This is a genomic window from Ignatzschineria sp. 22MB058224, assembly GCF_058188435.1.
Genome location: NZ_CP187366.1, coordinates 1,419,731 through 1,444,151 on the forward strand (window position 1 = coordinate 1,419,731; position 24,421 = coordinate 1,444,151).

Below are 24,421 nucleotides of genomic sequence, written 5' to 3' on the forward strand. Positions count from 1 at the left end.
ATTTTAAATATGTTTGCAAAAAGGCACTTCTAATAAGTGCCTTTTCTTTATCCATTAAAATATCGTTAGCGTAAATTACTCATCACTCTGAGATTCTGATGGGCGTAATAATTTCGGTAATGGGAAAACAATGTCTTCTTCGCACCCTGGCATATCGCCTTCTAATTGAAATCCCTGATCTTGCAGATAAGCAATCACTTCACGAACAAGAATATCAGGCGCTGAAGCCCCGGCTGTTACACCGATATTGATATATCCCTCTAACCATTTTGGATCAATATTTGCAGCTCGATCAATAAGATAACTCTCAGCACCCTCCTTCTCCGCAAGTTCACGAAGACGATTAGAATTAGAGCTATTTTTTGAACCAACAACCAAAATTAAATCACACTGCTCTGCCAATGTTTTCACCGCATCTTGACGATTTTGAGTCGCATAACAGATATCACTTTTCTTAGGCCCTTGTATCTCCGGAAAGCGCGCCCGTAAACGATCAATGATTTGCGAAGTATCATCTAAGGACAATGTTGTCTGGGTTACATAGGCAACTTTAGCAGGGTCTTTCACCTCTAAATTATCAACGTCGTCAGTATTTTCAATAAGATGAATTTTACCACCAAACTTCTCATCAAATTGACCCATTGTTCCGATCACCTCAGGATGCCCTGCATGCCCTATTAGGATCGTATCCATTGCATCTTTTGCAAAACGGAAAACCTCTAAATGAACTTTGGTCACTAACGGACAAGTTGCATCAAAAACCTCAAGATTTCGCCGTTTCGCATCTTCTTGAACCTCTTTAGAAACACCATGTGCGGAGAAAATCACAATTTTCCCATCCGGCACTTCATTCAATTCATCTACAAAGATTGCGCCGCCATCTTTAAGTGTATCAACTACATATTTATTATGAACAACTTCATGCCGAACATAGATCGGAGCACCAAAAAGCTCAAGCGCTCGCTCGACAATAGTAATCGCCCGATCAACACCAGCACAAAAACCGCGAGGATTTGCTAAAAAGATTTTTTTCACAATAATTATTTCTCTTGAGAAATCTCCATACGAGATTCTTCTAATAAGTTAATATTCTCCACATAGCCGTTCACAACCGTATGTAACTTGCCCGTTGTTGGGTGAATCACTAACCCATGCACAACAACGCGTCCCGGCATGAGTGGATGATTACGAATTTTATCTACCGTATACCGAACACTGTCAGCAACGTTATCAAATCCACGCAACCAACCATCTAAATCAATACCGGCATTCCGAAGCGTTGTAATTGTTGCATCTGTGATTCCAAATTTACGTGCTTTGTCAAGAAGGTGCTCCGGATCAAATCCACGCATACCACAATCAGTATGCCCAACTACCATAATCTCTTTGACATTAAATTCTAATGCGGCAACTAGTAAACTACGCATAACCGCTCCCCAAGGATGTGTTATTAATGCTCCTGCGTTTTTAATCACTTTTGCATCACCATTACGGAGTCCCATTGCCTTTGGCAATAATTCAACGATCCGAGCATCCATACAGGTTAAAATTGCGAGCTCTTTGTTCGGGTACTTATCCGTACATAGATTGTCATATTCTTTAGAATCCACAAACTCACGATTGTGATCTAAAATTGTCTCAAGCATCGATTTCTCTTCTGCCATCGTATTTATCCTTTGATATATTTAATCAGACTGTCCATCATTCGTTAAAATGATTACTGATTGGTTATTTTCCGTTTTTTTTCAGTAAGTGAAGATAAGATAATAAATACAACCCCTGTGGTTACAAAGATATCTGCAACATTAAAAACCGGAAAATGATAATCACGATAATACACATGAATAAAGTCAATTACATGACCGAGCAATACTCGATCAATTAAATTTCCAATCGCACCGACAAGCACACAAGCCAATCCAAAGCGAAGCATCTTTTCCACAGTCGCTGTACGGCGAATCCAGAAAAAAAGAATAATGCCAATGACCAACGTGATACCAATAAAAAACCAGCGTTGCCAACCTGCCTCATCAGCGAGAAAACTAAAAGCCGCTCCCTCGTTGTAGGCAAGCGTCCAACTCAATCCTTTAAACACAGGAATACTCATCCAATCCCAACGCTGACAATATTCAAAGTAGCCTGCATTGGCAACATTGCGACAAAGGGTATTTGCCGCAATGTTTTTGGTGATTACATCAAGAATCACACCACAGATTACAAAAATAGACCAAAACATCATACTGATGGAGTGATTTGCTGAATAATCATTTCTATGCATAGTGACGCTCTTCACCTTCTGGAGTCAGATTTTCAATACATCGATTACATAACTCTGGATGGGCAGGATGTGTGCCAACTTCTTCACGATGGTGCCAACAACGAACACATTTTTTATAGTCGTCACCAAGAACCTCTACCGCAACGGCAAATTGCTCATCGCCTAAATCATGAACATCAAGATCAGCTGTTTTTTCAGATAGTAGTTTAAGATCTGCATATGAAGAGAGTAGAACAAAACGTAATTCATCATCTAAACGCTCAATCTCTTTGTGGAGATTAGTACTTGCAAAAACCGTAATACGTGTTTGCAATGATGAACCTACTTTTCCTTCTATACGTAACTGCTCAATTTGTTTAGATGCAGCACTACGGATCTCTAATAATTGATTCCAATAATTTGTATCAAAAGGACTATTAGCATCTAAAGGTACTAAACCATCATAGAACTCTGAAAGATAAATAGATTCTAAACGCTCATTACCGCGTTCTCTCATTGCTAACCAAACCTCTTCAGCGGTAAAGGTCAAAATTGGTGCCATCCAGCGAATAAGCGCTTCTAGCACATGATAGAGCGCTGTTTGCGCTGAACGCCGTGCCAACGATTCTTTTGCCGCCGTATATTGACGATCTTTAATAATATCAAGATAGAAGCTGCCTAAATCGATTGAACAGAAGTATTGAAGTTTTTGATAAACATTGTGGAATGAATATTCCAAATAGGCTTCTTTAATTTCTTCCTGAAGTTCTAACGCACGAGCAACAATCCAACGATCCAGTGGTAACATTTCATCAAATGAAACGCCATTTTTTTCAAGATCAAACTCATTTGTATTTGCTAACAAGAAGCGTACTGTGTTACGTATACGACGATACGTTTCAGATGTACGTTTTAAAATTTCATCCGATACAGGGATATCACCACGATAATCGGTTGATGAAACCCATAAACGAAGGACATCTGCTCCCATTTTATCAATAACATCAGCAGGCTCAATACCATTACCAAGTGATTTAGACATCTTACGACCATTAGCATCAACCGTAAAACCATGAGTCAATAATGCTTTATAAGGTGCAACACCATTAATTGCCACAGACGTGATAATTGAAGAGTTAAACCAACCACGATGTTGGTCAGATCCTTCAAGATAAAGATCCGCTGGATATGCTAATTCAGGACGACGAGCAAGGACGCTAAAATGAGTAGTACCTGAATCGAACCAAACATCCAACGTATCCGTATTTTTCTGATAATTGGCGGCTTCAGATGCTGGAAGATAATCTTCAACCGTAGCACCAAACCATGCTTCTAAACCATCTTTACGAATACGATTTGATACTTCCTCCATTAGTTTATCTGTCTCTGGATGAAGTTCTCCACTCTCCTTATGTAAGAAGAATGGAATTGGAACCCCCCAATAACGTTGTCGAGAAATACACCAATCACCTCGCCCCTCAATCATTCCATAGAGACGCTCTCTACCCCATGTTGGAATAAACTGCACTTTATCAATCTGATCTAGTACCTCTTTACGAAGTCCTTGTTTATCCATACTGATAAACCACTGCGGCGTTGCACGATAAATAGTTGGTGTTTTATGTCTCCAACAATGAGCGTAGCTGTGACTAATTTTACCACTATGAATTAAAATGCCTTTGTCCGATAAGAACTCAATCATCTCTGGCTCAATTCCACGAATATTTTTACCACCAAAGAATGGCACTGATTGAATATAGCTACCATCCCCTAAAACGGGATTCTCAAATTCAATACCATATTTAAGAGCCACAGCATAATCCTCTTCCCCATGTGCCGGTGCTGTATGTACAAATCCAGTACCCGCATCTAAAGTTACATGATCTCCGAGAATTAATGGAACATTTTTATCCTCAATAGGATGACGGAGTTGTACACCTTCTAGTGCGCTCCCTTCAAACTCAGCAATAAGCTTTAACTTGGTTCCCCAATTTTTATCGAGCTCCTCAATAAGATCTTTAGCCACTAAATATTGCTTATTATCTTTTTCTACAAGTGCATAAATAAAATCGGCATTCGCCGAAACAGCCGCATTACCTGGTAATGTCCAAGGAGTTGTTGTCCAAATAACAACAGCGGTATCCGCCGCGACCTCGTGATCTATGCGGTTAGCCAGATCAACACTATCAACGATAGGAAAAGCAACATCAATACTATAAGAAACTTTATCGGCATATTCCACTTCAGCTTCAGCAAGGGAAGAACCACAATCTAAGCACCAATGAACAGGTCTTGCCCCTTTCTCTAAATGCCCTTTAGCAACAATCTCTTTAAGCGCCAACACAATATCGGCTTCTGTATCTTGATTCATCGTTAAATAAGGTTTTTCTTCATATGAAAGAACCCCTAAACGTTTAAATCCCGCGGCCTGAATCGCCACTTGCGATCCTGCAAATTCACGACATTTTTCACGGAATTGAGCTGGTGAAAGTTTTTCACCTACTTTCCCAAACTTTTTCTCGACAACGAGCTCAATGGGAAGACCATGACAGTCCCAACCCGCCACATATGGCGAATCAAAACCTAACTGACTACGAGATTTGATAATAATATCTTTTAAAATCTTATTAACAGCATGTCCTAAATGGATAGCTCCGTTAGCGTATGGAGGACCATCATGGAGAATGAACTTTGGCTTCCCTTTAAAAATCTCACGCTGCTTCGCATAAAGATCGATATTATCCCAATATTGAATAAAATCAGGTTCTCTTTTGGGCAAGTTCCCGCGCATCGGGAAATCTGTTTCAGGTAAATTTAATGAATCACGATATACATGATCATTCTTATCTTCATTTTTATTCATTTTATTCACGTTTATATCCTACTTGAGAAGATTGAAATAATCTTTTGAAGCAATTGTATCTGATTGAATCTGTGCTTTAAGAGCATCAAGGCTATCAAAGCGTTTTTCATCCCTTAATTTCGATAAAAATTGTACATTGAAAAACTCGCCGTACAAATTCTGATCGACATCATGTAAGTGTACTTCTAAATTCGGCTTTATGCCATTCACTGTTGGTCGATAACCAATATTCGCGACACCACAAAAGCATTCACCGCTACTACAAAGACTAGCATATACATTATAAACACCTGTAAAAAGAGGCTTGGATCGTCTGAGAGGTAAATTAATCGTTGCGGTACCCAAAGTACGCGCTAACTGATTGCCATAAACGACACGACTTAACATCGTGTATGGGCGTCCAAGATAGAGTTCTGCTTGATTAAAATCAGAATCTGTAAGCGCCTCGCGAACTCTTGTTGAAGAGACCCGAACATCACCAATATAATAATAGTCCTCTTTATGAACTGAGAAATCATATTTCATTGCAGCCGTCTTGAGATCAACATAAGACCCCTTTGCTTTAGCGCCAAAACGAAAATCATCACCAACAACAATCGCTTGAATATCTAAAGTATCTACTAAAAATTCTTGTATAAAGCGCTCAGGCGTCAACTCACGTAGATGATGAGTAAAAGGCAGAATTATTACCTCATCGACCAAATTATGCTTTTTTAAAAAAGTAATTTTCTCTCGCAAAGACATTACTCTACCTGGTGCTGCAGTTCCTAAAAAAAATTCGTGTGGAAGAGGTTCAAAGGTAACTAGTGTACGAATCGCATCATTAAATTCATCACTTAATTCATTGACCTTTGCTAAAAGCTTTTGATGACCAAGGTGTATACCATCAAATGCACCAATCGTTACAATGCGTCGTTTTCGTGGAAGGACAACTGAATCGCGATAGAAATAGAATTGCATATATTCACCGTAAATAAAAAAGCCGGCTATAAAAATAACCGGCTAATTAATGAGTTATGGTTTAGCTGGCATCAGCTTCAGTTTGTTTAGCTGGTCGCTCTACAAACTCAATATATGCCATTGGAGCATTGTCCCCAGGACGGAAACCACATTTCATAATACGAAGATAACCACCTTTACGATCTTTAAATAATGGTCCATAAACTTCGAAAAGTTTTTGAACCATCTCACGAGATCTCAACTCTGCAAAAGCTTTACGACGATTCGCAACGGTATCAACTTTTGCAAGAGTAATTAATGGTTCAACCACACCGCGGAGCTCTTTTGCTTTTGGTAAGGTTGTTTTGATAATTTCATGTTCAAGAATAGATACTGACATATTTTTGAACATAGCTTTTCTATGTGCTGACGTGCGGCTAAATGCACGACCTGCTTTACGATGACGCATTTTAATACTTCCTATTCAATTAATTAAAATTATGCTGGTGGCTTAGTTGTATCTAGATTAGGTGGTGGCCAATTATCTAAGGTCATACCTAATGAAAGACCATATTGCGCCAACACATCTTTAATCTCTGTTAATGATTTTTTACCTAGATTAGGTGTTTTAAGCAATTCTGTTTCTGTTTTTTGAATCAGATCACCGATATAGTACACGCTTTCTGCTTTTAGACAGTTAGCTGAACGAACAGTCAATTCTAGATCATCAACAGGTCTTAACAGCGTAGGATCGATTTCAAATTCTGGTTCTTCCTCTACTGGCTCTTCTTCCGGCATAGCTTTAAGATCAACGAATACACTCAATTGCTCATGAAGAATCGTTGCCGCGTTCCGAATAGCTTGTTCAGGCTCTAATGTACCATTAGTTTCCAATGCAATAACAAGTTTATCTAAGTCAGTCCGTTGCTCAACACGTGCTGTTTCAACACGATAGCTAACACGATTAACTGGGCTAAACGTTGTATCTAATTTAAACAAGCCAAGTGCCATTGAAGAATTTTCTCCTGCTTCAATCTCACGATTTGCAGCAGTGCTATAACCTCTTCCGCTTTCAACTTTTAAACGCATTTTTAGCGAACCGCTTGAAGTAAGGTGTGCAATTACATGCTCAGGATTAACAATTTCAACATTGTGAGGTAACTCTAAATCCCCTGCTACAACTGGGCCTTTACTCTTCTTCTCAAGAGTAATGTAAGCCTCAGGTGCATCATGAAGAATAATCGCAATACCTTTTAAATTTTGAAGAAGATCAATAACATCTTCATGCATTCCTGGAATTGCTGAGTATTCTTTCGAAACCCCTTCAATTTCACATTCCGTAATCGCTGCACCTGGCATCGAAGATAGCAGAATACGACGTAAAGCATTTCCTAAAGTATGCGCAAAGCCCCTTTCAAGAGGCTCTAGCGAAATTTCAGAGAAGTGATTTTCGTCGGTTTTTATTTCCACAATACGTGGAGTTAACAACTCATATAAAGCCATATGTATTTACCCGATTGATCTAAAATAATAAGAAAGAACGAAATAAAACCAATATGCTTATTATTTTGAGTACAACTCTACAACTAATGACTCGTTAATATCTGCTGGTAAATCCGAACGTTCTGGAATTCGTTTAAACTCGCCTTCCATTTTAGTTTTATCAACTGAAACCCAGTCAACTAAACCATTGGCTTCTGCAAGCTCCATCGCGTATGCGATTCTTGCTTGTTTCTTAGAGCGTTCTCTAATAGAAACTGTATCAGCCACTTTTAACTGGTAAGAAGGAATATTCACTTTCTCACCATTTACTAAAATAGAGTTATGGCTTACTAATTGACGTGCTTCCGCACGAGTAGCTGCAAACCCCATACGATAAACGACATTATCCAAACGACATTCAAGGATTTCTAAAAGGTTTTCACCCGTAGAACCTTTGCGTCTATCTGCTTCTTTATAGTAAAGATGAAATTGTTTTTCTAACAATCCATAAATTCTTTTTAATTTTTGCTTTTCACGAAGCTGTAAACCATAATCAGATGTACGACCTGGTTTTGAACCATGCTGTCCAGGTGCTTTATCGTGTTTGCATTTTGATTCAAATGAACGAGCGCCAGATTTAAGTTGAAGATCAACACCTTCGCGTCTCGCTAATTTACATTTTGGGCCAATATAACGTGCCATGACTTTTGCTACTCCTTAAAAATTTAATTACACTCTACGCTTTTTAGGCGGACGACAACCATTGTGAGGAATGGGTGTAACATCAGAGATACTAGTGATTTTATAGCCAATAGCGTTTAAAGCTCTCACAGCAGAATCACGACCTGGACCTGGACCACTAACATTTACATCTAAATTTTTAAGTCCATATTCTTGTGCAACTGTACCCGCTCTTTCTGCTGCAACTTGTGCTGCAAAAGGAGTTGATTTTCTTGACCCACGAAAACCTGAACCACCTGCTGTGGCCCAAGATAAAACGTTGCCTTGACGATCTGAGATAGTCACAATAGTGTTATTGAAAGAGGCTTGAACATGAGCAATGCCATCAACAACACTTCTTCTAACACGCTTACGCGTTTTTACTGAAGGTTTTGCCATTTTTAAATTTCCTTAACCAGTGAATTATTTAACAAGTCTTCTCGGACCCTTACGAGTACGTGCATTTGTTTTTGTACGTTGCCCTCTTAAAGGCAAACTTCTACGATGACGAATTCCTCGATAGCAACCGAGATCCATCAAACGTTTAATGCTCAAAGAAACTTCACGGCGTAAATCACCTTCAACAACATATTCACCCACTTGTGCACGGAGTGCATCAATTTGAGCATCTGTTAATTCTTTAACTTTAGTTGTTGGCTCTACACCCGCCGCTTCACAAATTGCTTTAGCGCGAGTTGGACCAACACCATAAATAGATTGCAGTGAAATAATCACATGCTTTTGTACTGGTATATTAATACCTGCTATACGTGCCATATAAACCCTATCCTAAAAATCTATCAAGCAGAATATTCTACATGATAATTAAAATTTACACAAATAATTAGCCTTGACGTTGCTTGTGACGACCATCTTCACAGATAACTCTCACTACACCATTACGCTTAACAATTTTACATTTGCGACATATTTTTTTGACTGACGCTCTTACTTTCATAACTTACTCCAAAAAATTTTATCAAAAGTTCGGTGGGGTACCATTTAACGCAGAACTAATATTTGCTTTTTTCATTAAAGACTCATATTGCTGTGACATTAATAATGCTTGAATTTGGGTTACTAAATCCATCACAACAACCACCGCGATAAGAATTGAAGTACCACCAAAATACATCTGAACTGGGCTAATACCATTAAACAACTCAGGCAATAAACAGATAATTGTAATATACAACGAACCCCATAAAGTGATTCTTGTTAATACACGATCTAAATATTGCGAAGTATGAATACCAGGACGTATACCTGGAATAAAACCTCCATTTTTCTTTAAATTTTCAGCAGTCTCTTTAGAGTTAAACTGAAGTGCTGTATAGAAGAAACAGAAGAAGATAATCAACGCAGCAAATAGAATCATATATGCTGGTTGCCCAATCGAGAAGTATTTAACTCCGTAAAATCCGAGCTTATTAAGTGTCAAGGATACATAATAGCTAAAGCTCCCCCAAAGCCCTGTATCCGCATCAGTCAGTTCTGGCACATTGATTTTGCTTAAACCTGTACTAATTGTATAAACAAAAGATAGGAAGGCCGAACCGAATATTGCCGGTATAACTCCCGACATATTGAGTTTTAATGGCAAATGATTAGTCTGATTTCCTACAGACATCATTCTACCTTGCTGTCTTCTTGCGTACTGAATAGTAATACGACGTTGACCTCTTTCTATAAAGACAATCACAAATATTACCGCTAATACTAAAAGCAACAAAACAACAAGCAATAACCACATTGCACCACCTTGAGTGGTCGCTGTTTCAAATAGGAACGCAAGCGAAGAAGGAATCCCCATTAAGATACTCGCAAAAATGATCATCGAGATACCATTACCTATTCCACGCTCAGTAATCTGTTCGCCCAACCAAACCAAAAACATTGTGCCTGTGACTAAGGTTAAGGTTGACAGACTCACAAATAAAACAGGTGGTATAACAACAAGCTCAGCATTTACAAAACCGCCATTCATAATAGCGATCGAATACACAACACCTTGGACTACACCAAAAATAATGGTTAGATAACGTGTATACTGAGTCATTTTTCGGCGACCAGCTTCTCCCTCTTTTTTAAGCTGCTCGAGAGGAGCGTAGACAACCGAAAGCATCTGTATCACAATCGATGCTGTTATATAAGGCATCACACCCAACATAAATACAGACATCTTCTCAAAAGCACCACCAGAGAAAAGATTGATCATTGCAGAAATACCACCCTGTTGGCCTTGTTGTTCCATCACTTGAGATAATGTCACCGCATCAATGCCAGGAAGAGTGATATAAACACCGATTCTATAAACAACTAAAGCCAAGACTAAAAACCATAGTCTTGACAAAAGTCCTGAGAATCGACCTATATTTGTCGAACCTATTTGATTTTTTTGCATAATTACTCTTCTACAGAGCCACCAGCTGCCTCAATGGCCGCTTTAGCCCCCTTAGTCGCACGAATCCCTTTCAAGGTAATTGCTTTATCAATTGTACCCGAAAGCATAACTTTAGCACGATTATACTTGGCAGGAATTAAATTGCTGTCAATAAGTGACGCAAATGTAATTTCATTCCCTTCCACCTTATTAAGTGCCGATAAAGGAACTTCAACTGTAACAAGACCTATTCTTGAATTGAACCCTACTTTAGGCAGTCTTCTTTGTAATGGTTGTTGTCCACCTTCAAAACCTACTTTATGGTATCCACCAGATCTTGAATGTTGACCTTTATGACCACGACCAGCTGTCTTTCCTAAACCGGACCCACAACCGCGACCTACACGTCTTTTATTCGACTTACTACCGAATGCAGGTTTTAATGTATTTAATTTCATCATTATACCTTATTCCTACTGCTCAACTTTTAGTAAGTAAGCTACTTTGTTAATCATCCCCATATTTTCTGGGGTATTTAAGACTTCAACCGTGTGATGTAAACGTCTTAATCCAAGACCTTTAACGCAATCACGATGAGACTGTAAACGACTATTAGTACTTTTTACTAATGTAACTTTTAAAGTTTTCTGTGACATCACATTACCCTCTAATTTGTTCTAGAGATTTGCCTCGTTTAGCTGCAATCTCTTCAGGAGTTTGCATAGAAGCTAAGCCTTTGATTGTTGCCTGCACAACATTCACAGGATTACGAGAGTTTTGGCACTTAGCAAGTACATCCTTAACTCCAGCAACTTCGAAAACAGCACGCATTGCACCACCTGCAATTACGCCAGTACCTTCGGACGCTGGTTGCATATAAACACGAGCTGCGTTATGAGTACCTGTCACAGAGTACTGCAAAGTACCACCATTCAAAGATACACTTTTAATATTTCTTTTTGCTTGTTCAATTGATTTTTTAATTGCGGCAGGCACCTCTTTGGCCTTTGCATAACCGTAACCAATTTTACCATTACCATCGCCAACAACAGTCAACGCTGCAAATGCGAATTGTCTACCACCTTTTACAGTTTTAGAAACACGATTCACTGTCACTAACTTTTCTTGGTAACCATCATTCGCAGCAGCGACATTTTGATTTTCAACTTTTGTAGTCATCTCAATTCCTTCCTAATTAAAACTCTAATCCAGCTTCTCTAGCTGCATCGGCTAGAGCTTTAACACGGCCATGATATTTAAATCCAGAACGGTCAAAAGCAACATTTTTAATACCCGCCGCTTGAGCTTTAGCTGCGATATCTTTACCAACTGCTACCGCCGCATCGACATTACCTGTTCCTTTCAACTGCGACTTAACATCTGACAACAAGGTTGAGCTTACCGCTAATACTTTATTATCTGAACCACTAATAATTTGCGCATAGATATGTCTTGGAGTTCTATGAACGGTTAAACGATCCACTTTCAACTCTCTCATTTTGATACGAGCTTTTAAGCTTCTTCTGTATCTTGCATCTCTTTTTTTCATCGTTTTCACCTATTTCTTCTTAACTTCTTTCAATGAAATAACTTCATCTGAATAGCGAACACCCTTACCTTTATAAGGCTCTGGTGGTCTATATGCTCTAATTTTAGCAGCAACTTGACCAACAACTTGCTTATCAACACCTTTAATTACAACTTCTGTTTGCGTAGGTGTCTCACAAGTAACGCCTTCTGGCATTGCATGAACAATAGGATGAGAAAAACCAAGAGTAAGATTCAGTGATGAACCTTGAGCTTGTGCTCTATAACCAACACCATTGAGGATCAATTTTCTCTCAAAACCCTGAGAAACTCCCACAATAAGATTATTCAGCAATGAACGCATTGTCCCAGCAATAGCATAGCTACCTTTGCTTTGAACTAAATCAGGTACAATTTCTAGCTCACTACCATCTTGTTTCACGGCCACTGATGAATGTAACTGTAAGTTATGTTCACCTTTAGGACCTTTTGCTTTTACATTATTTCCAGAAATGGTAACTTCCACACCAGCAGGAATAGTAATAAGCTGTTTTGCTACACGTGACATACTAGCCCCCTTATTAAGCTACAACACAGACAACTTCACCACCAAGAGATAAAGATCTCGCTTTATGGTCAGTCATCATGCCTTGTGAAGTGGAAATAATTGCAATACCAAGACCACCGAGAATTTGAGGTAAGCTATGTTTATCTTTATAAACACGCAAACTTGGCTTACTTACGCGCTCAATGCGAGCGATTACAGGCTTACCTTGAAAATATTTCAAAGTCAAAATAAGTTTCTTATTTGAAACTTTGTCACCTGAAGTATCAATCCCTGCAATATAACCTTCTTCAAGAAGTACATCAGCAATAGATTTTTTTACATTTGAGAAAGGAATCTCAACGTTTACTTTTTCAGATACTTGCGCATTACGAATGCGTGTAAGCATATCTGAAATCGGATCATGCATACTCATTTATTATTCTCCTACCAACTAGATTTTCTTAGACCTGGAATATCACCACGCATAGTGATTTCTCTTAGCTTGTTACGACCAAGACCGAATTTACGATAAACTCCGTGAGGTCTACCTGTAATACTACAACGTCTACGACGTCTAGATGGAGAAGAATCTCTTGGAAGCTTCTGAAGAGCTACAACTGCAGCTTCTTTTTCTTCAGCAGATGCCTCTAAACTTACGATTACTTTTTTTAATTCTTCGCGTTTTGCAGCATACTTTTCAACTAATTTAGCACGCTTTTTTTCGCGATTAACCATTGATACTTTAGCCATAATTTCCTGCTTTATAATTAATTACGAAATGGGAAGTTGAAAGCACTTAAAAGAGCCTTAGCCTCTTTATCAGTTCTAGCGGTAGTGGCGATACTAATATCCATACCACGGACAGCATCAACTTTTTCATACTCGATTTCAGGGAAAACGATCTGTTCTTTAATACCAAAGTTATAGTTACCACGACCATCAAATGAACGCGCACTAACACCGCGAAAATCTCTTACACGCGGCAATGAGATATTAATTAAACGATCTAAAAACTCATACATCGTTGTACGACGAAGTGTGACACGACAACCTACTGGCCAGCCATCACGAATCTTGAAGCCCGCTACTGATTTACGTGATAGTGTAACTTGCGCTTTTTGACCTGAAACAGCAGTCATTTCGGCGACAGCGTTGTCCATCACTTTCTTATCCAATACAGCCTCACCAACTCCCATATTTAATGAAATTTTCGTGATTCTTGGAACTTCCATAGGATTCGTATACCCAAACTCTTCAATAAGTTTAGGTACTACGACTTCATCATAATACTGTTTTAATCTTGCTTTCATGATATTCCTCAATGCCAAACGGATATGTCTTTTATTGCGATACATCCTATTTGGCACAGTAATTATTTATAAAATGAGCTGGCTATAATAGCAGAACTACTAAAACTAGCCAACTTTTTTATTTGTGGATTTAAAGACTCTTTCTCTAACAACTTTCGTTTTGCCATCTTCGATGGTTTTTTCTGAAAGTTCGATTTTGATTTTGTCTTGCTTTCCGCTTTTTGGATTGTAAATCATCACATTCGAAAGATCGATAAAAGACTCTTGCTCAACCTTACCACCCTCAACACCTAATTGAGGATTAGGTTTGACATGCTTAGTAACTTTGTTTGCACCAGCAACCTTTACACGACCATCTTTAACTTCTAGAACGGTACCACGATGCCCTTTACTTGTTCCTGTGATAACTACAACTTCATCACCTTTACGGATTTTAGTCATTTTCATACCCTCTCTTTAGATAACTTCAGGTGCAAGCGAAATAATTCTCATAAATTTATCACCACGTAACTCACGAGTTACAGGGCCAAAGATACGAGTTCCGATTGGATCCAAGTTATTATTAAGAAGAACAGCAGCATTACCATCAAATTTGATTAAAGAACCATCTTGACGTCTTACACCCTTGCGAGTTCTGACTACTACTGCATTATACACATCACCTTTTTTAGCACGTCCACGTGGAATTGCTTCTTTTACAGAAACTTTTATTACATCTCCAACGGTTGCATATCGACGATGTGAGCCACCAAGAACTTTGATACACATAACCTTACGTGCACCAGAGTTATCAGCTACGTCTAAAACTGTTTGTGTCTGAATCATATTAACCTCTCGACTCTTCAACTACACGAACCAAATCCCAAGTTTTTTTCTTAGAAATTGGACGTACTTGTTTTATTTCAACGATATCACCGATGTTACATGTATTAGCTTCATCATGTGCATAGAATTTAGTAGAGCGCTTAACATATTTTTGATATTTAGGATGCTTTACTAATCTTTCTACATAAACAGTAATGGTTTTATCACTTTTATTAGAAAGTACTGTACCGATTACAGTACGAGCATGTTGTTGTTCACTAGCAGTAGTCATTATTTACCACCCTCTTCTTTTTCACCAAGTACTGTGTTAATTCTCGCAATCTGTTTACGAGACTCATTAAACTGGTGGGACTTAGCAAGTTGACCAGTTGCTTTCTGCATGCGCAAGTTAAATAAACCACGCTGCAATTGAAGCTTTTCTTCTTTTAACTCATTAACAGATTTGTCTCTTAATTGAGTTGCTTTAGATACTTTACTCATGAATACCTCACCCTATTAAAGAACTGTACGTTCAGCAAATGCTGTTTTAACAGATAGCTTTGCAGAAGCAAGCCTAAATGCTTCACGAGCAACAGTTTCCGTGACACCCTCGATTTCGAATAGTACACGACCTGGTTGAACTTTTGCTACCCAGTACTCTACATTACCTTTACCGCTACCCATACGAACTTCTAATGGTTTACCAGTAATTGGCACATCAGGAAACACACGAATGTAAACTTTACCACCACGACGAATGTAACGAGTAATCGCACGACGCGCCGCTTCGATTTCACGAGCATTGATGCGTCCATTTTCTGTTGATTTTAATCCAAACTCACCGAAATCAACCTTATTGCCTGCTGCCGCAACCCCACGGTTACGACCTTTACGCATTTTTCTAAATTTAGTACGTTTTGGTTGTAACATGATTACTCACCTTTCCTTCTTCTATTTCTCTTTTTAGGCGCAGCTTGGTCTTCTTCGACAGCTAAGTAATCAAATACTTCACCTTTATAGATCCAAACTTTAACACCTAAAATCCCATAAGTTGTTAATGCTTCTGCGATACCGTAGTCGATATCTGCACGGAATGTATGTAAAGGTACTCGACCTTCTCTATACCACTCTGCACGTGCAATTTCTGCACCATTTAAACGACCTGAAACATTGACTCGGATACCTTCTGCACCTAAACGCATAGTATTAGTTACAGCACGACGCATCGCTCTTCGGAACATCACGCGACGCTCTAATTGCTGCGCAATACCTTCAGCAACAAGATATGCATCTAATTCAGGCTTTCTGATTTCTTGAATAGAAACATGAACTGGGCAGCCCATGATTGCAGAAAGCTCTTTACGCAATACTTCGATATCTTCGCCTTTTTTCCCTATAACAACACCAGGACGAGCTGTATGAATAACAACTTGCGCTGACTTTGAAGGACGACTAATATGAATTTTAGAAACAGCAGCTCCTGCTAATTTCTTTCTTAAAAACTCTCGTACACGAAAGTCTGATTCAATGAACTCAGGGAAAGTCTTAGAATCCGCGTACCAACGTGAATTCCAGTCTTTAGAGATCCCCAAGCGTATACCGGTTGGATTTACTTTTTGACCCATTTTGACTTACTCCTATTATGCTTCAGCAACAATGACTGTGATATGGCTGGTCTTTTTAAGGATACGGTCTCCACGGCCTTTAGCTCGCGCACGCATTCTCTTTAAAATTGGACCTTCATCAACCATAATTGTTTTCACAAATAGGTTGTCGATATCTGCACCGAAATTATTCTCTGCATTTTCCATTGAAGAAACTAATACTTTAAGAATAAGATCCGCTGCTTTTTTGTCACTAAATTGCAATAAGGTAAGTGCCTTATCAACAGGTAATCCACGTACCTGATCTGCTACTAAGCGCGCTTTCTGAGGAGAAATTCGCGCATGGCGATGTACTGCTCTACTTTCCATGTTTTATCTCCTTATTAACGTGCTTTTTTATCTGCAGCATGACCGCGGTATGTACGAGTTAATGCAAACTCACCCAATTTGTGACCAATCATGTTTTCAGTGATTAAAATCGGCACATGAATTTTTCCGTTATGAACGGCAATTGTCAGTCCAATCATTTCTGGTAAGATCATCGAGCGACGTGACCAAGTCTTAATTGGACGACGATTATTATTCGCTACTGCTTCATCTACTTTCTTTTGTAGATGATGATCGATAAATGGACCTTTCTTTATAGAACGTGGCATATTTTACCCTTTATTCGATTTAATTATTTAGTACGGCGACGAACAATGTACTTGCTAGTACGCTTGTTAGTACGTGTTTTGTAACCCTTAGTAGGCTGACCCCAAGGTGTAACTGGATGTCTACCACCTGATGTACGGCCTTCACCACCACCATGTGGATGGTCAACCGGGTTCATCGCTGCACCACGAGTTTGCGGACGAATTCCTGCCCAACGTTTTGCACCAGCTTTACCGAGTACACGTAGGCTGTGTTCACCATTACTTACCGTTCCAATCGTTGCTTTACAATCCGAAAGAACTTTACGAATTTCTCCAGAACGTAAACGTAATGTAGAGTACTCACCCTCTTTAGCGATAAGTTGCACTGAAGCACCTGCAGAACGCGCTAATTGAGCACCTTTACCTGGCTTCATCTCTACACAGTGAACTGTTGTACCGATAGGAATATTACGAAGTGGAAGTGCGTTACCCGCTTTAATAGGCGCACTAGAGCCTGCAAATAATACATCACCAACCTCAATTTTTTGAGGAGCGATAATATAACGACGCTCACCATCTACATAGCAAAGAAGAGCAATATGCGCTGTACGATTTGGATCGTATTCAATACGCTCAACTTTAGCCGGGATATTCTCTTTATTACGTTTAAAGTCAATTAAACGATAGTGTTGTTTATGACCACCACCACGGTGACGAGATGTGATTCTCCCGTCGTTATTACGACCACCCGTTGAATGTTGTCCTTCAACTAAAGGTGCGTATGGCTTACCTTTATGAAGACCAGGAGTTACAACTTGAATTAATGAACGGCGACCTGGTGAAGTGGGTTTAGCTTTTTTTATACTCATTACATATCACCTAAAAAATCAATTTCATCTTCCCCGTCAGCAAGAGTTACATAAGCTTTTTTCCAATCTTGCTTAACACCCATATGACGCCCAAAAGACTTGCGCTTACCTTTCTGATTGAGCACAGTCACTTTTTCTACTTTACGACCGAATAAAAGCTCTACTGCATCTGCAATCTCTTTTTTATTCGCATCTCTTAAAACACGAAAAGTAACTTCTCTATTAAGCTCTTCTTGACGTGCAGTTTTTTCAGATGCATGAGGAGCAATAATTACTTTCATTAATCTTTCTTTTACACTTAGATTCATGCTAACCACTCCTTAACTGACATAAGCGCTTGTTTTGTCATAATCACTTTTTTGAAATGAACAAGGCTAACCGGATCAATTGCTTCAACATCAAGTAAAAGCACATTTGGTACGTTACGAGCACTTAAATATAATGGAAAATCAACTGCTTCAGTTACTAGCAATACACTTTCATTTTTAATATTTAAGTCCGCAAGCTTCGCAATAAAATCTTTAGTTTTAGGTTGAGCAATTGTGAACTCTTCTACAACCACTAATCTTTCACTTCTAATTAATTCTGAAAGAATGTTAAGCATTGCTGCTTTATACATTTTTTTATTTACTTTTTGTGACCAGTTTTGCGGCTTAGCTGCAAATGTCACACCACCACCACGCCAGATTGGATTACGTTTACTTCCAACACGAGCGCGACCAGTTCCTTTTTGTCTCCATGGCTTAGCTGTACTACCTGAAACTTCCGCACGAGTTTTTTGTGCGCGAGTTCCTGCACGACCACCTGCTTGGTATGCAGTAACAACTTGATGCACTAATGCTTGATTAAAATCACGTGCAAAAAGCTCCTCATTTAATTCAACTGGAGATCCGCCAATTACTTGAATTTCCATTACGCCTTACCTCTTTTCACTTTAATTGCAGGAGATACAACAACATCTGACCCCTTAGATCCTGGGACAGCTCCTTTAATAAGAAGTAAGTTGCGCTCTGTATCTACGCCAACAATCTCAAGGTTTTGTGCAGTTCTACGAACAGCCCCCATGTGCCCTGACATTTTCTTGCCTTTGAAAACACGACCTGGATCTTGACATTGACCAATTGACCCAGGAACACGATGTGATAACGAGTTACCATGTGTATTACGTTGACCAGCAAAGTTGTGACGTTTGATTGTTCCAGCAAAACCTTTACCTTGCGTAGTACCTGAAACATCGACTTTTTGTCCTGCTTCAAATAGTTCTACAGTTAACTTTTGTGCTACCTCAAACTCAGCAATTTGCGCTGAATCTACACGAAATTCCCACAATGCACGTGCTGAAGCAATTTCAGCTTTTGCAAAATGACCATCGAGTGATTTTTTCTTTTTACTTGAATATTGTGGACCATGAGCTACCTGAATAGCGCTATAACCATCAATATTATCTGTTTTGATTTGGGCAATTTCATTGTTTTCGATTTGCACAACAGTCACTGCTAATGAGCGACCATCTTCACCAAAAACTCTACTCATCCCGAGTTTCTTTCCGATTAATCCTACTGCCATTTTAATAACCTCAATTAATTAATATAAAAAACGAGAGGAAGGTTGGCGACCTTCATCGCGGACAAACTCATTAGTCTAAACGAATTTGTACATCCACACCAGCAGCTAAGTCTAATTTCATTAGAGCATCAACCGTTTTGTCGGTAGGGTTTACAATATCCATCAATCTTTTATGAGTTCTAAGCTCATACTGATCACGAGCATCTTTATTTACATGCGGTGAAGTAAGAACTGTAAAAATTTCACGTTTAATTGGTAAAGGAATTGGTCCTTTAACTTGCGCGCCAGTACGCTTTGCAGTTTCAACGATTTCTTTAGCTGACTGATCGATCAAACGATAGTCAAATGCTTTAAGGCGAATTCTGATTCTTTGATTATCCATACTACTCTCATTTAAAAATCCTAGACCCCATCAGGGCCTAGGAGAAAAAATTAATTATGCAATAACTTTTGCCACGACGCCCGCACCAACTGTACGACCACCTTCACGGATAGCAAAGCGTAAACCTTCATCCATCGCGATTGGGTTGATTAACTCAACAACCATTTTCACGTTATCACCAGGCATAACCATTTCTACACCCTCAGGAAGCTCACAAGCACCTGTTACGTCTGTAGTACGGAAATAGAACTGTGGACGATAGCCTTTAAAGAATGGAGTATGACGACCACCCTCTTCTTTTGAAAGTACGTATACTTCTGCTTCGAATTTTGTATGTGGCTTGATTGAACCTGGTTTTGCTAATACTTGACCACGTTCAACATCTTCACGTTTTGTACCACGAAGAAGAACACCAACGTTATCACCAGCTTGACCTTGATCGAGAAGTTTACGGAACATTTCTACACCAGTACAAGTTGTTTTTTGAGTTGGGCGGATACCAACGATTTCTAATTCTTCACCAGTTTTAACGATTCCCGACTCAACACGACCAGTTACTACTGTACCGCGACCTGAGATTGAGAATACATCTTCAATAGGCATCAAGAATGGTTTATCAATATCACGCTCTGGTAATGGAATCCAGCTATCAAGTGCTTCAAGAAGCTTTTTAATCGCAGGAACACCAATCTCAGACTCATCACCTTCGATCGCTTTAAGAGCTGAACCAACGATTACTGGGGTATCATCTCCTGGGAAATCGTAAGCATCAAGAAGTTCACGAACTTCCATTTCAACTAATTCGATTAATTCTGCATCATCAACCATATCTGCCTTGTTTAAGAAAACAAGGATATATGGAACACCTACTTGGCGTGAAAGCAGGATGTGTTCACGAGTTTGCGGCATAGGACCATCTGCTGCAGAACAAACTAAGATTGCTCCGTCCATTTGCGCAGCACCTGTGATCATGTTTTTAACATAGTCAGCATGCCCTGGACAGTCAACGTGTGCATAATGGCGAGTTGGTGATTCATACTCAACATGCGAAGTAGAAATGGTGATACCACGCTCTCTCTCTTCTGGCGCATTATCAATTTGATCGTATGCACGAACGTTTGCACCACTTGATTCATTACCAACTTTTGTCAATGCAGCTGTTAATGTTGTTTTACCATGGTCTACGTGACCAATTGTACCGACGTTTACGTGCGGTTTATTACGACTAAAAGTTTCCTTTGACATATTTTAATACCCCAATTTTTTAAAGAGCTAAAAACAAGCTCTACATTATAGAGCTTGTTCATTAGATTGCAAACTATTATTTCAATAACTAGTTAAACTTAATCTTTTTTACTCGCATTAATAATACTTTCTGCGACGTTGTTAGGAGTTTGTTGATATTTCAAGAACTCCATCGAATACGTTGCACGACCTTGTGTTGATGAACGTAACGCAGTTGCATATCCAAACATCTCAGACAATGGAACTTCCGCACGAATCAATTTTGAACCATAAGCGTCATCGATACCTTGAAGATTACCGCGACGACGGTTAAGGTCACCCATAACATCACCCATATACTCTTCAGGCGTTTCAACTTCAACCTTCATTACAGGCTCAAGTAAAACTGGGCCTGCTTTTTGGACACCATTCTTGAACCCCATTGAGCCAGCAATTTTAAACGCCATTTCACTTGAGTCAACATCATGATATGAACCGTCATAGAGCGTCACTTTAACGTCTTCAATTGGGTAACCAGCGATTACACCGTTAGCCATCTGCTCTTGGATACCTTTGTCTACCGCAGGGATATATTCACGAGGAACAACACCACCAACGATCTCATCCACAAACTCATAACCTTTTCCAAGCTCTTGCGGCTCAATACGTAACCACACATGACCGAACTGACCACGACCACCTGATTGGCGAACGAACTTACCTTCCGCTTCAACTGGTTTAGTAATAGTTTCACGATATGCCACCTGAGGCGCACCAACACCACACTCAACTTTAAATTCACGTTTCATACGGTCAACAATGATATCTAAGTGAAGCTCACCCATACCACCAATAATTGTTTGACCCGACTCTTCATCTGTTCTTACACGGAAAGATGGATCTTCTTGCGCCAAACGAGAAAGCGCCATACCCATTTTTTCTTGGTCAGCTTTAGTTTTTGGCTCAATTGCAACAAAGATTACAGGCTCTGGGAATTCCATACGCTCGAGTGTGATTTGATCTTTTTGATCACAAAGCGTATCACCTGTCGTTACATCCTTAAGACCAACCATCGCAATAATATCACCTGCTCTCGCCTCATCAATCTCTTCACGAGAGTTAGAATGCATTGCAAGTAGACGCCCAACACGCTCACGCTTACCTTTTACAGGATTATAAACATGATCGCCTGATTTAATCACACCAGAGTAAACACGAACAAATGTTAAGTTTCCAACAAACGGGTCATTCGCTAATTTAAATGCAAGTGCAGAGAAAGGCTCATCATCTGATGACACACGAACTCCTGGTTCACCATCAGGAAGAACACCCGCAATATCTTTTACTTCTGTTGGCGAAGGAAGATAGTAAACAACATCATCTAGAAGTGCTTGCACCCCTTTATTTTTAAATGCCGTACCACAGCAAACCGGTACCAACTCTGAAGCCAATGTACGAGCTCGAAGACCTTGACGAATCTCTTCTTCAGATAACTCACCATCTTCTAAATATTTATCCATTAACTCTTCACTTGATTCAGCAGCAGCCTCAACCATTTGTGAACGATAATTTTCTGCATCAGCCTGAAGTTCCGCAGGGATATCACGCTCTTCAAACGTCATCCCCATATCTTCTTCATTCCAATAGATAGCCTTCATTGTTACCAAATCGATAACACCTTCAAAATTATCTTCAGCGCCGATTGGAATTTGAATTGGAACAGCATTTGCACGTAAACGCTCTTTCATCTGACCAACTACACGGTAGAAATCCGCACCAGTACGGTCCATTTTATTTACAAAAGCAATACGTGGAACAGCGTATTTGTTTGCTTGACGCCATACAGTTTCTGACTGTGGCTGTACACCACCCACTGAACAGTAAACCATTACCGCCCCATCAAGAACACGCATAGAGCGTTCAACCTCAATCGTGAAGTCAACGTGCCCAGGAGTATCGATAAGGTTGATACGATGTTCAGGGAATTGTTGTTTCATTCCTTTCCAAGAACACGTTGTCGCAGCAGAAGTGATCGTAATACCACGCTCTTGTTCTTGCGCCATCCAGTCCATTGTTGCTGTACCATCATGCGTTTCACCAATACGGTGATTTTTACCTGTATAGAAGAGGATACGCTCAGAGGTAGTAGTTTTTCCTGCATCGATATGAGCACTGATCCCAATATTACGGTATCGGTCAATAGGCATAGTTCGAGCCATAATAAATCCTTTTTGTTAATTGAGTTTTTTCTTTAAACAACAAATGCGGTGTCTCATAAACAATGAGCACCGCGATTGCATGAACAAATTCTGTAAATTTCTTACCAGCGGAAATGTGAGAACGCTTTGTTCGCTTCTGCCATGCGGTGCATGTCTTCTCTTTTTCTTACTGCTGCACCACGATTCTCAAGCGCATCCAAAATTTCTGCACCCATACGACGAACCATAGATTTTTCAGAGCGTTTTCTAGCTGCATCAACCATCCAGCGCATTGCTAATGCATCACGTCGTGTCGCACGAACTTCAACAGGAACCTGATAAGTTGCACCACCAACACGTCTTGATTTTACCTCAACCTTTGGTCGAACATTCTCTAAAGCCTGTTCCAACGCTTCTACAGGATTTTCGTGGCCTTTTTCTTTAACGATATCTAATGCGCCATACATGATACGCTCAGCAATCGATTTCTTTCCAGAAACCATTACCATATTAATAAATTTCGCAAGCATTACATCGCCATACATCGCGTCTGGCAAAATCTCGCGTTTTGGGACTTCTCTTCTTCTAGACATGAGATACTCTCAACAAATACTAAATCCAACAATTACTAATTAGCTAAGCGACTAAGCTTTAGGCTTTTTAGCACCATATTTCGAACGACCTTTACGGCGTTTATCAACACCTTGTGAGTCCAATGCTCCACGAACAACGTGATAACGAACCCCTGGAAGGTCTTTTACTCTTCCACCACGAACTAAAACAACACTATGCTCTTGTAAGTTATGACCTTCACCACCAATGTAGCTAGATACCTCATATCCGTTAGTTAAACGAACACGGCATACTTTACGCATAGCAGAGTTAGGTTTTTTAGGCGTTGCTGTATAAACCCTTGTACACACTCCACGACGTTGAGGTGAACCCTCAAGTGCAGGAACGTCAGATTTATCAGCTTTTGTTCCGCGCGGACGGCGGATTAACTGATTAACTGTTACCATTAAATCTAAATCCTTGCTTAAAACATGAGTTATAAAAAATAACGTAATTCCCCCCTAGACTCTTTCTAGAGGATACGAAATAGTATAATCTC

37 protein-coding genes are annotated in these 24,421 nt (G+C 39.5%); all 37 read right to left on the reverse strand.

Annotated elements, in window-relative coordinates; genetic code table 11:
• Positions 1-75: 75 nt before the first annotated feature.
• The 37 genes from ispH to rpsL all read right to left on the reverse strand — a co-directional run bounded on the left by ispH (position 76) and on the right by rpsL (position 24,329).
• Positions 76-1,038: a 4-hydroxy-3-methylbut-2-enyl diphosphate reductase gene (gene ispH, locus ACPF7B_RS06195; RefSeq protein WP_490506506.1), complete on the reverse strand. Its 963-nt coding sequence runs from the start codon at positions 1,036-1,038 to the stop codon at positions 76-78.
• Positions 1,039-1,040: 2 nt separating this feature from the next.
• Positions 1,041-1,664 (reverse strand): beta-class carbonic anhydrase, encoded by a 624-nt coding sequence (locus ACPF7B_RS06200; RefSeq protein WP_490504961.1) that lies wholly within the window; start codon positions 1,662-1,664, stop codon positions 1,041-1,043.
• A 53-nt stretch (positions 1,665-1,717) separates the two neighbouring features.
• Positions 1,718-2,278 carry a signal peptidase II gene (gene lspA / locus ACPF7B_RS06205; protein ID WP_490504962.1) on the reverse strand — a complete coding sequence of 187 codons (561 nt, stop codon included), beginning with the start codon at positions 2,276-2,278 and terminating at the stop codon, positions 1,718-1,720.
• Complete coding sequence (ileS, locus tag ACPF7B_RS06210) at positions 2,271-5,120, reverse strand: isoleucine--tRNA ligase (RefSeq protein ID WP_490506507.1); 2,850 nt, start codon at positions 5,118-5,120, stop codon at positions 2,271-2,273. Before ileS ends, lspA begins: the two co-directional genes overlap by 8 nt.
• 18 nt (positions 5,121-5,138) lie before the next feature.
• Positions 5,139-6,080 carry a bifunctional riboflavin kinase/FAD synthetase gene (ribF, locus tag ACPF7B_RS06215; RefSeq protein ID WP_490504963.1) on the reverse strand — a complete coding sequence of 314 codons (942 nt, stop codon included), beginning with the start codon at positions 6,078-6,080 and terminating at the stop codon, positions 5,139-5,141.
• Positions 6,081-6,141: 61 nt separating this feature from the next.
• Positions 6,142-6,528: a 50S ribosomal protein L17 gene (gene rplQ, locus ACPF7B_RS06220; RefSeq protein WP_490504964.1), complete on the reverse strand. Its 387-nt coding sequence runs from the start codon at positions 6,526-6,528 to the stop codon at positions 6,142-6,144.
• A gap of 29 nt (positions 6,529-6,557) precedes the next feature.
• On the reverse strand, positions 6,558-7,568 hold the full coding sequence (locus ACPF7B_RS06225) for a DNA-directed RNA polymerase subunit alpha (protein WP_490506508.1): 1,011 nt from the start codon (positions 7,566-7,568) through the stop codon (positions 6,558-6,560).
• Positions 7,569-7,622: 54 nt separating this feature from the next.
• Entirely contained in the window at positions 7,623-8,243 is a 621-nt protein-coding gene (gene rpsD / locus ACPF7B_RS06230; RefSeq protein ID WP_490504965.1) for a 30S ribosomal protein S4, read from the reverse strand.
• Between the two features lie 27 nt (positions 8,244-8,270).
• Complete coding sequence (gene rpsK / locus ACPF7B_RS06235; protein ID WP_490504966.1) at positions 8,271-8,660, reverse strand: 30S ribosomal protein S11; 390 nt, start codon at positions 8,658-8,660, stop codon at positions 8,271-8,273.
• Between the two features lie 24 nt (positions 8,661-8,684).
• Positions 8,685-9,038 carry a 30S ribosomal protein S13 gene (gene rpsM, locus ACPF7B_RS06240; protein ID WP_490504967.1) on the reverse strand — a complete coding sequence of 118 codons (354 nt, stop codon included), beginning with the start codon at positions 9,036-9,038 and terminating at the stop codon, positions 8,685-8,687.
• Positions 9,039-9,105: 67 nt separating this feature from the next.
• On the reverse strand, positions 9,106-9,219 hold the full coding sequence (rpmJ, locus tag ACPF7B_RS06245; protein WP_490504968.1) for a 50S ribosomal protein L36: 114 nt from the start codon (positions 9,217-9,219) through the stop codon (positions 9,106-9,108).
• Positions 9,220-9,240: 21 nt separating this feature from the next.
• A complete protein-coding gene (secY, locus tag ACPF7B_RS06250) occupies positions 9,241-10,665 on the reverse strand; it encodes a preprotein translocase subunit SecY (protein WP_490504969.1) in 1,425 nt (474 codons plus the stop codon).
• Between the two features lie 2 nt (positions 10,666-10,667).
• The gene (gene rplO / locus ACPF7B_RS06255) at positions 10,668-11,102 is read right to left on the reverse strand and encodes a 50S ribosomal protein L15 (protein ID WP_490506509.1); all 435 of its coding nucleotides are present in this window, start codon (positions 11,100-11,102) and stop codon (positions 10,668-10,670) included.
• 15 nt (positions 11,103-11,117) lie between these two features.
• Positions 11,118-11,300 (reverse strand): 50S ribosomal protein L30, encoded by a 183-nt coding sequence (rpmD, locus tag ACPF7B_RS06260; protein ID WP_490504970.1) that lies wholly within the window; start codon positions 11,298-11,300, stop codon positions 11,118-11,120.
• Positions 11,301-11,304: 4 nt separating this feature from the next.
• Positions 11,305-11,823, reverse strand: a complete 519-nt coding sequence (gene rpsE, locus ACPF7B_RS06265; RefSeq protein WP_490504971.1) for a 30S ribosomal protein S5 — start codon at positions 11,821-11,823, stop codon at positions 11,305-11,307.
• 16 nt (positions 11,824-11,839) lie between these two features.
• Complete coding sequence (gene rplR, locus ACPF7B_RS06270) at positions 11,840-12,193, reverse strand: 50S ribosomal protein L18 (RefSeq protein WP_490504972.1); 354 nt, start codon at positions 12,191-12,193, stop codon at positions 11,840-11,842.
• Between the two features lie 9 nt (positions 12,194-12,202).
• Positions 12,203-12,739: a 50S ribosomal protein L6 gene (rplF, locus tag ACPF7B_RS06275; protein ID WP_490504973.1), complete on the reverse strand. Its 537-nt coding sequence runs from the start codon at positions 12,737-12,739 to the stop codon at positions 12,203-12,205.
• A 13-nt stretch (positions 12,740-12,752) separates the two neighbouring features.
• A complete protein-coding gene (gene rpsH / locus ACPF7B_RS06280) occupies positions 12,753-13,151 on the reverse strand; it encodes a 30S ribosomal protein S8 (RefSeq protein ID WP_490504974.1) in 399 nt (132 codons plus the stop codon).
• An 11-nt stretch (positions 13,152-13,162) separates the two neighbouring features.
• Positions 13,163-13,468, reverse strand: a complete 306-nt coding sequence (gene rpsN / locus ACPF7B_RS06285) for a 30S ribosomal protein S14 (protein WP_490504975.1) — start codon at positions 13,466-13,468, stop codon at positions 13,163-13,165.
• 17 nt (positions 13,469-13,485) lie between these two features.
• Positions 13,486-14,028, reverse strand: coding sequence for a 50S ribosomal protein L5 (gene rplE / locus ACPF7B_RS06290; protein WP_490504976.1), 543 nt, complete (start codon positions 14,026-14,028; stop codon positions 13,486-13,488).
• A gap of 105 nt (positions 14,029-14,133) precedes the next feature.
• Positions 14,134-14,469: a 50S ribosomal protein L24 gene (rplX, locus tag ACPF7B_RS06295; protein ID WP_490504977.1), complete on the reverse strand. Its 336-nt coding sequence runs from the start codon at positions 14,467-14,469 to the stop codon at positions 14,134-14,136.
• 15 nt (positions 14,470-14,484) lie between these two features.
• Complete coding sequence (rplN, locus tag ACPF7B_RS06300) at positions 14,485-14,853, reverse strand: 50S ribosomal protein L14 (protein WP_242147402.1); 369 nt, start codon at positions 14,851-14,853, stop codon at positions 14,485-14,487.
• 1 nt (position 14,854) lies between these two features.
• A complete protein-coding gene (gene rpsQ, locus ACPF7B_RS06305) occupies positions 14,855-15,124 on the reverse strand; it encodes a 30S ribosomal protein S17 (protein ID WP_490504978.1) in 270 nt (89 codons plus the stop codon).
• Positions 15,124-15,333: a 50S ribosomal protein L29 gene (gene rpmC / locus ACPF7B_RS06310; RefSeq protein WP_490504979.1), complete on the reverse strand. Its 210-nt coding sequence runs from the start codon at positions 15,331-15,333 to the stop codon at positions 15,124-15,126. Before rpmC ends, rpsQ begins: the two co-directional genes overlap by 1 nt.
• Before the next feature lie 15 nt (positions 15,334-15,348).
• Positions 15,349-15,762, reverse strand: coding sequence for a 50S ribosomal protein L16 (gene rplP, locus ACPF7B_RS06315; RefSeq protein WP_026878337.1), 414 nt, complete (start codon positions 15,760-15,762; stop codon positions 15,349-15,351).
• 2 nt (positions 15,763-15,764) lie between these two features.
• Positions 15,765-16,457, reverse strand: coding sequence for a 30S ribosomal protein S3 (gene rpsC, locus ACPF7B_RS06320; RefSeq protein WP_490504980.1), 693 nt, complete (start codon positions 16,455-16,457; stop codon positions 15,765-15,767).
• 15 nt (positions 16,458-16,472) lie between these two features.
• A complete protein-coding gene (gene rplV / locus ACPF7B_RS06325) occupies positions 16,473-16,805 on the reverse strand; it encodes a 50S ribosomal protein L22 (protein ID WP_490504981.1) in 333 nt (110 codons plus the stop codon).
• A 14-nt stretch (positions 16,806-16,819) separates the two neighbouring features.
• Positions 16,820-17,092, reverse strand: a complete 273-nt coding sequence (gene rpsS, locus ACPF7B_RS06330; RefSeq protein ID WP_490504982.1) for a 30S ribosomal protein S19 — start codon at positions 17,090-17,092, stop codon at positions 16,820-16,822.
• Positions 17,093-17,115: 23 nt separating this feature from the next.
• Positions 17,116-17,940: a 50S ribosomal protein L2 gene (gene rplB, locus ACPF7B_RS06335; RefSeq protein ID WP_490504983.1), complete on the reverse strand. Its 825-nt coding sequence runs from the start codon at positions 17,938-17,940 to the stop codon at positions 17,116-17,118.
• Entirely contained in the window at positions 17,940-18,248 is a 309-nt protein-coding gene (gene rplW / locus ACPF7B_RS06340) for a 50S ribosomal protein L23 (protein WP_490504984.1), read from the reverse strand. The genes rplB and rplW overlap by 1 nt, the downstream gene beginning before the upstream one ends.
• Positions 18,245-18,853 carry a 50S ribosomal protein L4 gene (gene rplD / locus ACPF7B_RS06345; protein ID WP_490504985.1) on the reverse strand — a complete coding sequence of 203 codons (609 nt, stop codon included), beginning with the start codon at positions 18,851-18,853 and terminating at the stop codon, positions 18,245-18,247. The genes rplW and rplD overlap by 4 nt, the downstream gene beginning before the upstream one ends.
• The gene (rplC, locus tag ACPF7B_RS06350) at positions 18,853-19,506 is read right to left on the reverse strand and encodes a 50S ribosomal protein L3 (protein WP_490504986.1); all 654 of its coding nucleotides are present in this window, start codon (positions 19,504-19,506) and stop codon (positions 18,853-18,855) included. Before rplC ends, rplD begins: the two co-directional genes overlap by 1 nt.
• A gap of 70 nt (positions 19,507-19,576) precedes the next feature.
• Entirely contained in the window at positions 19,577-19,888 is a 312-nt protein-coding gene (gene rpsJ / locus ACPF7B_RS06355; protein WP_490504987.1) for a 30S ribosomal protein S10, read from the reverse strand.
• Positions 19,889-19,942: 54 nt separating this feature from the next.
• Positions 19,943-21,133 (reverse strand): elongation factor Tu, encoded by a 1,191-nt coding sequence (gene tuf, locus ACPF7B_RS06360; RefSeq protein ID WP_490504988.1) that lies wholly within the window; start codon positions 21,131-21,133, stop codon positions 19,943-19,945.
• A 98-nt stretch (positions 21,134-21,231) separates the two neighbouring features.
• Positions 21,232-23,331 (reverse strand): elongation factor G, encoded by a 2,100-nt coding sequence (gene fusA, locus ACPF7B_RS06365; RefSeq protein ID WP_490504989.1) that lies wholly within the window; start codon positions 23,329-23,331, stop codon positions 21,232-21,234.
• A 101-nt stretch (positions 23,332-23,432) separates the two neighbouring features.
• Entirely contained in the window at positions 23,433-23,903 is a 471-nt protein-coding gene (rpsG, locus tag ACPF7B_RS06370; RefSeq protein WP_026879365.1) for a 30S ribosomal protein S7, read from the reverse strand.
• 51 nt (positions 23,904-23,954) lie between these two features.
• A complete protein-coding gene (rpsL, locus tag ACPF7B_RS06375; protein ID WP_026879366.1) occupies positions 23,955-24,329 on the reverse strand; it encodes a 30S ribosomal protein S12 in 375 nt (124 codons plus the stop codon).
• Positions 24,330-24,421: the final 92 nt, after the last annotated feature.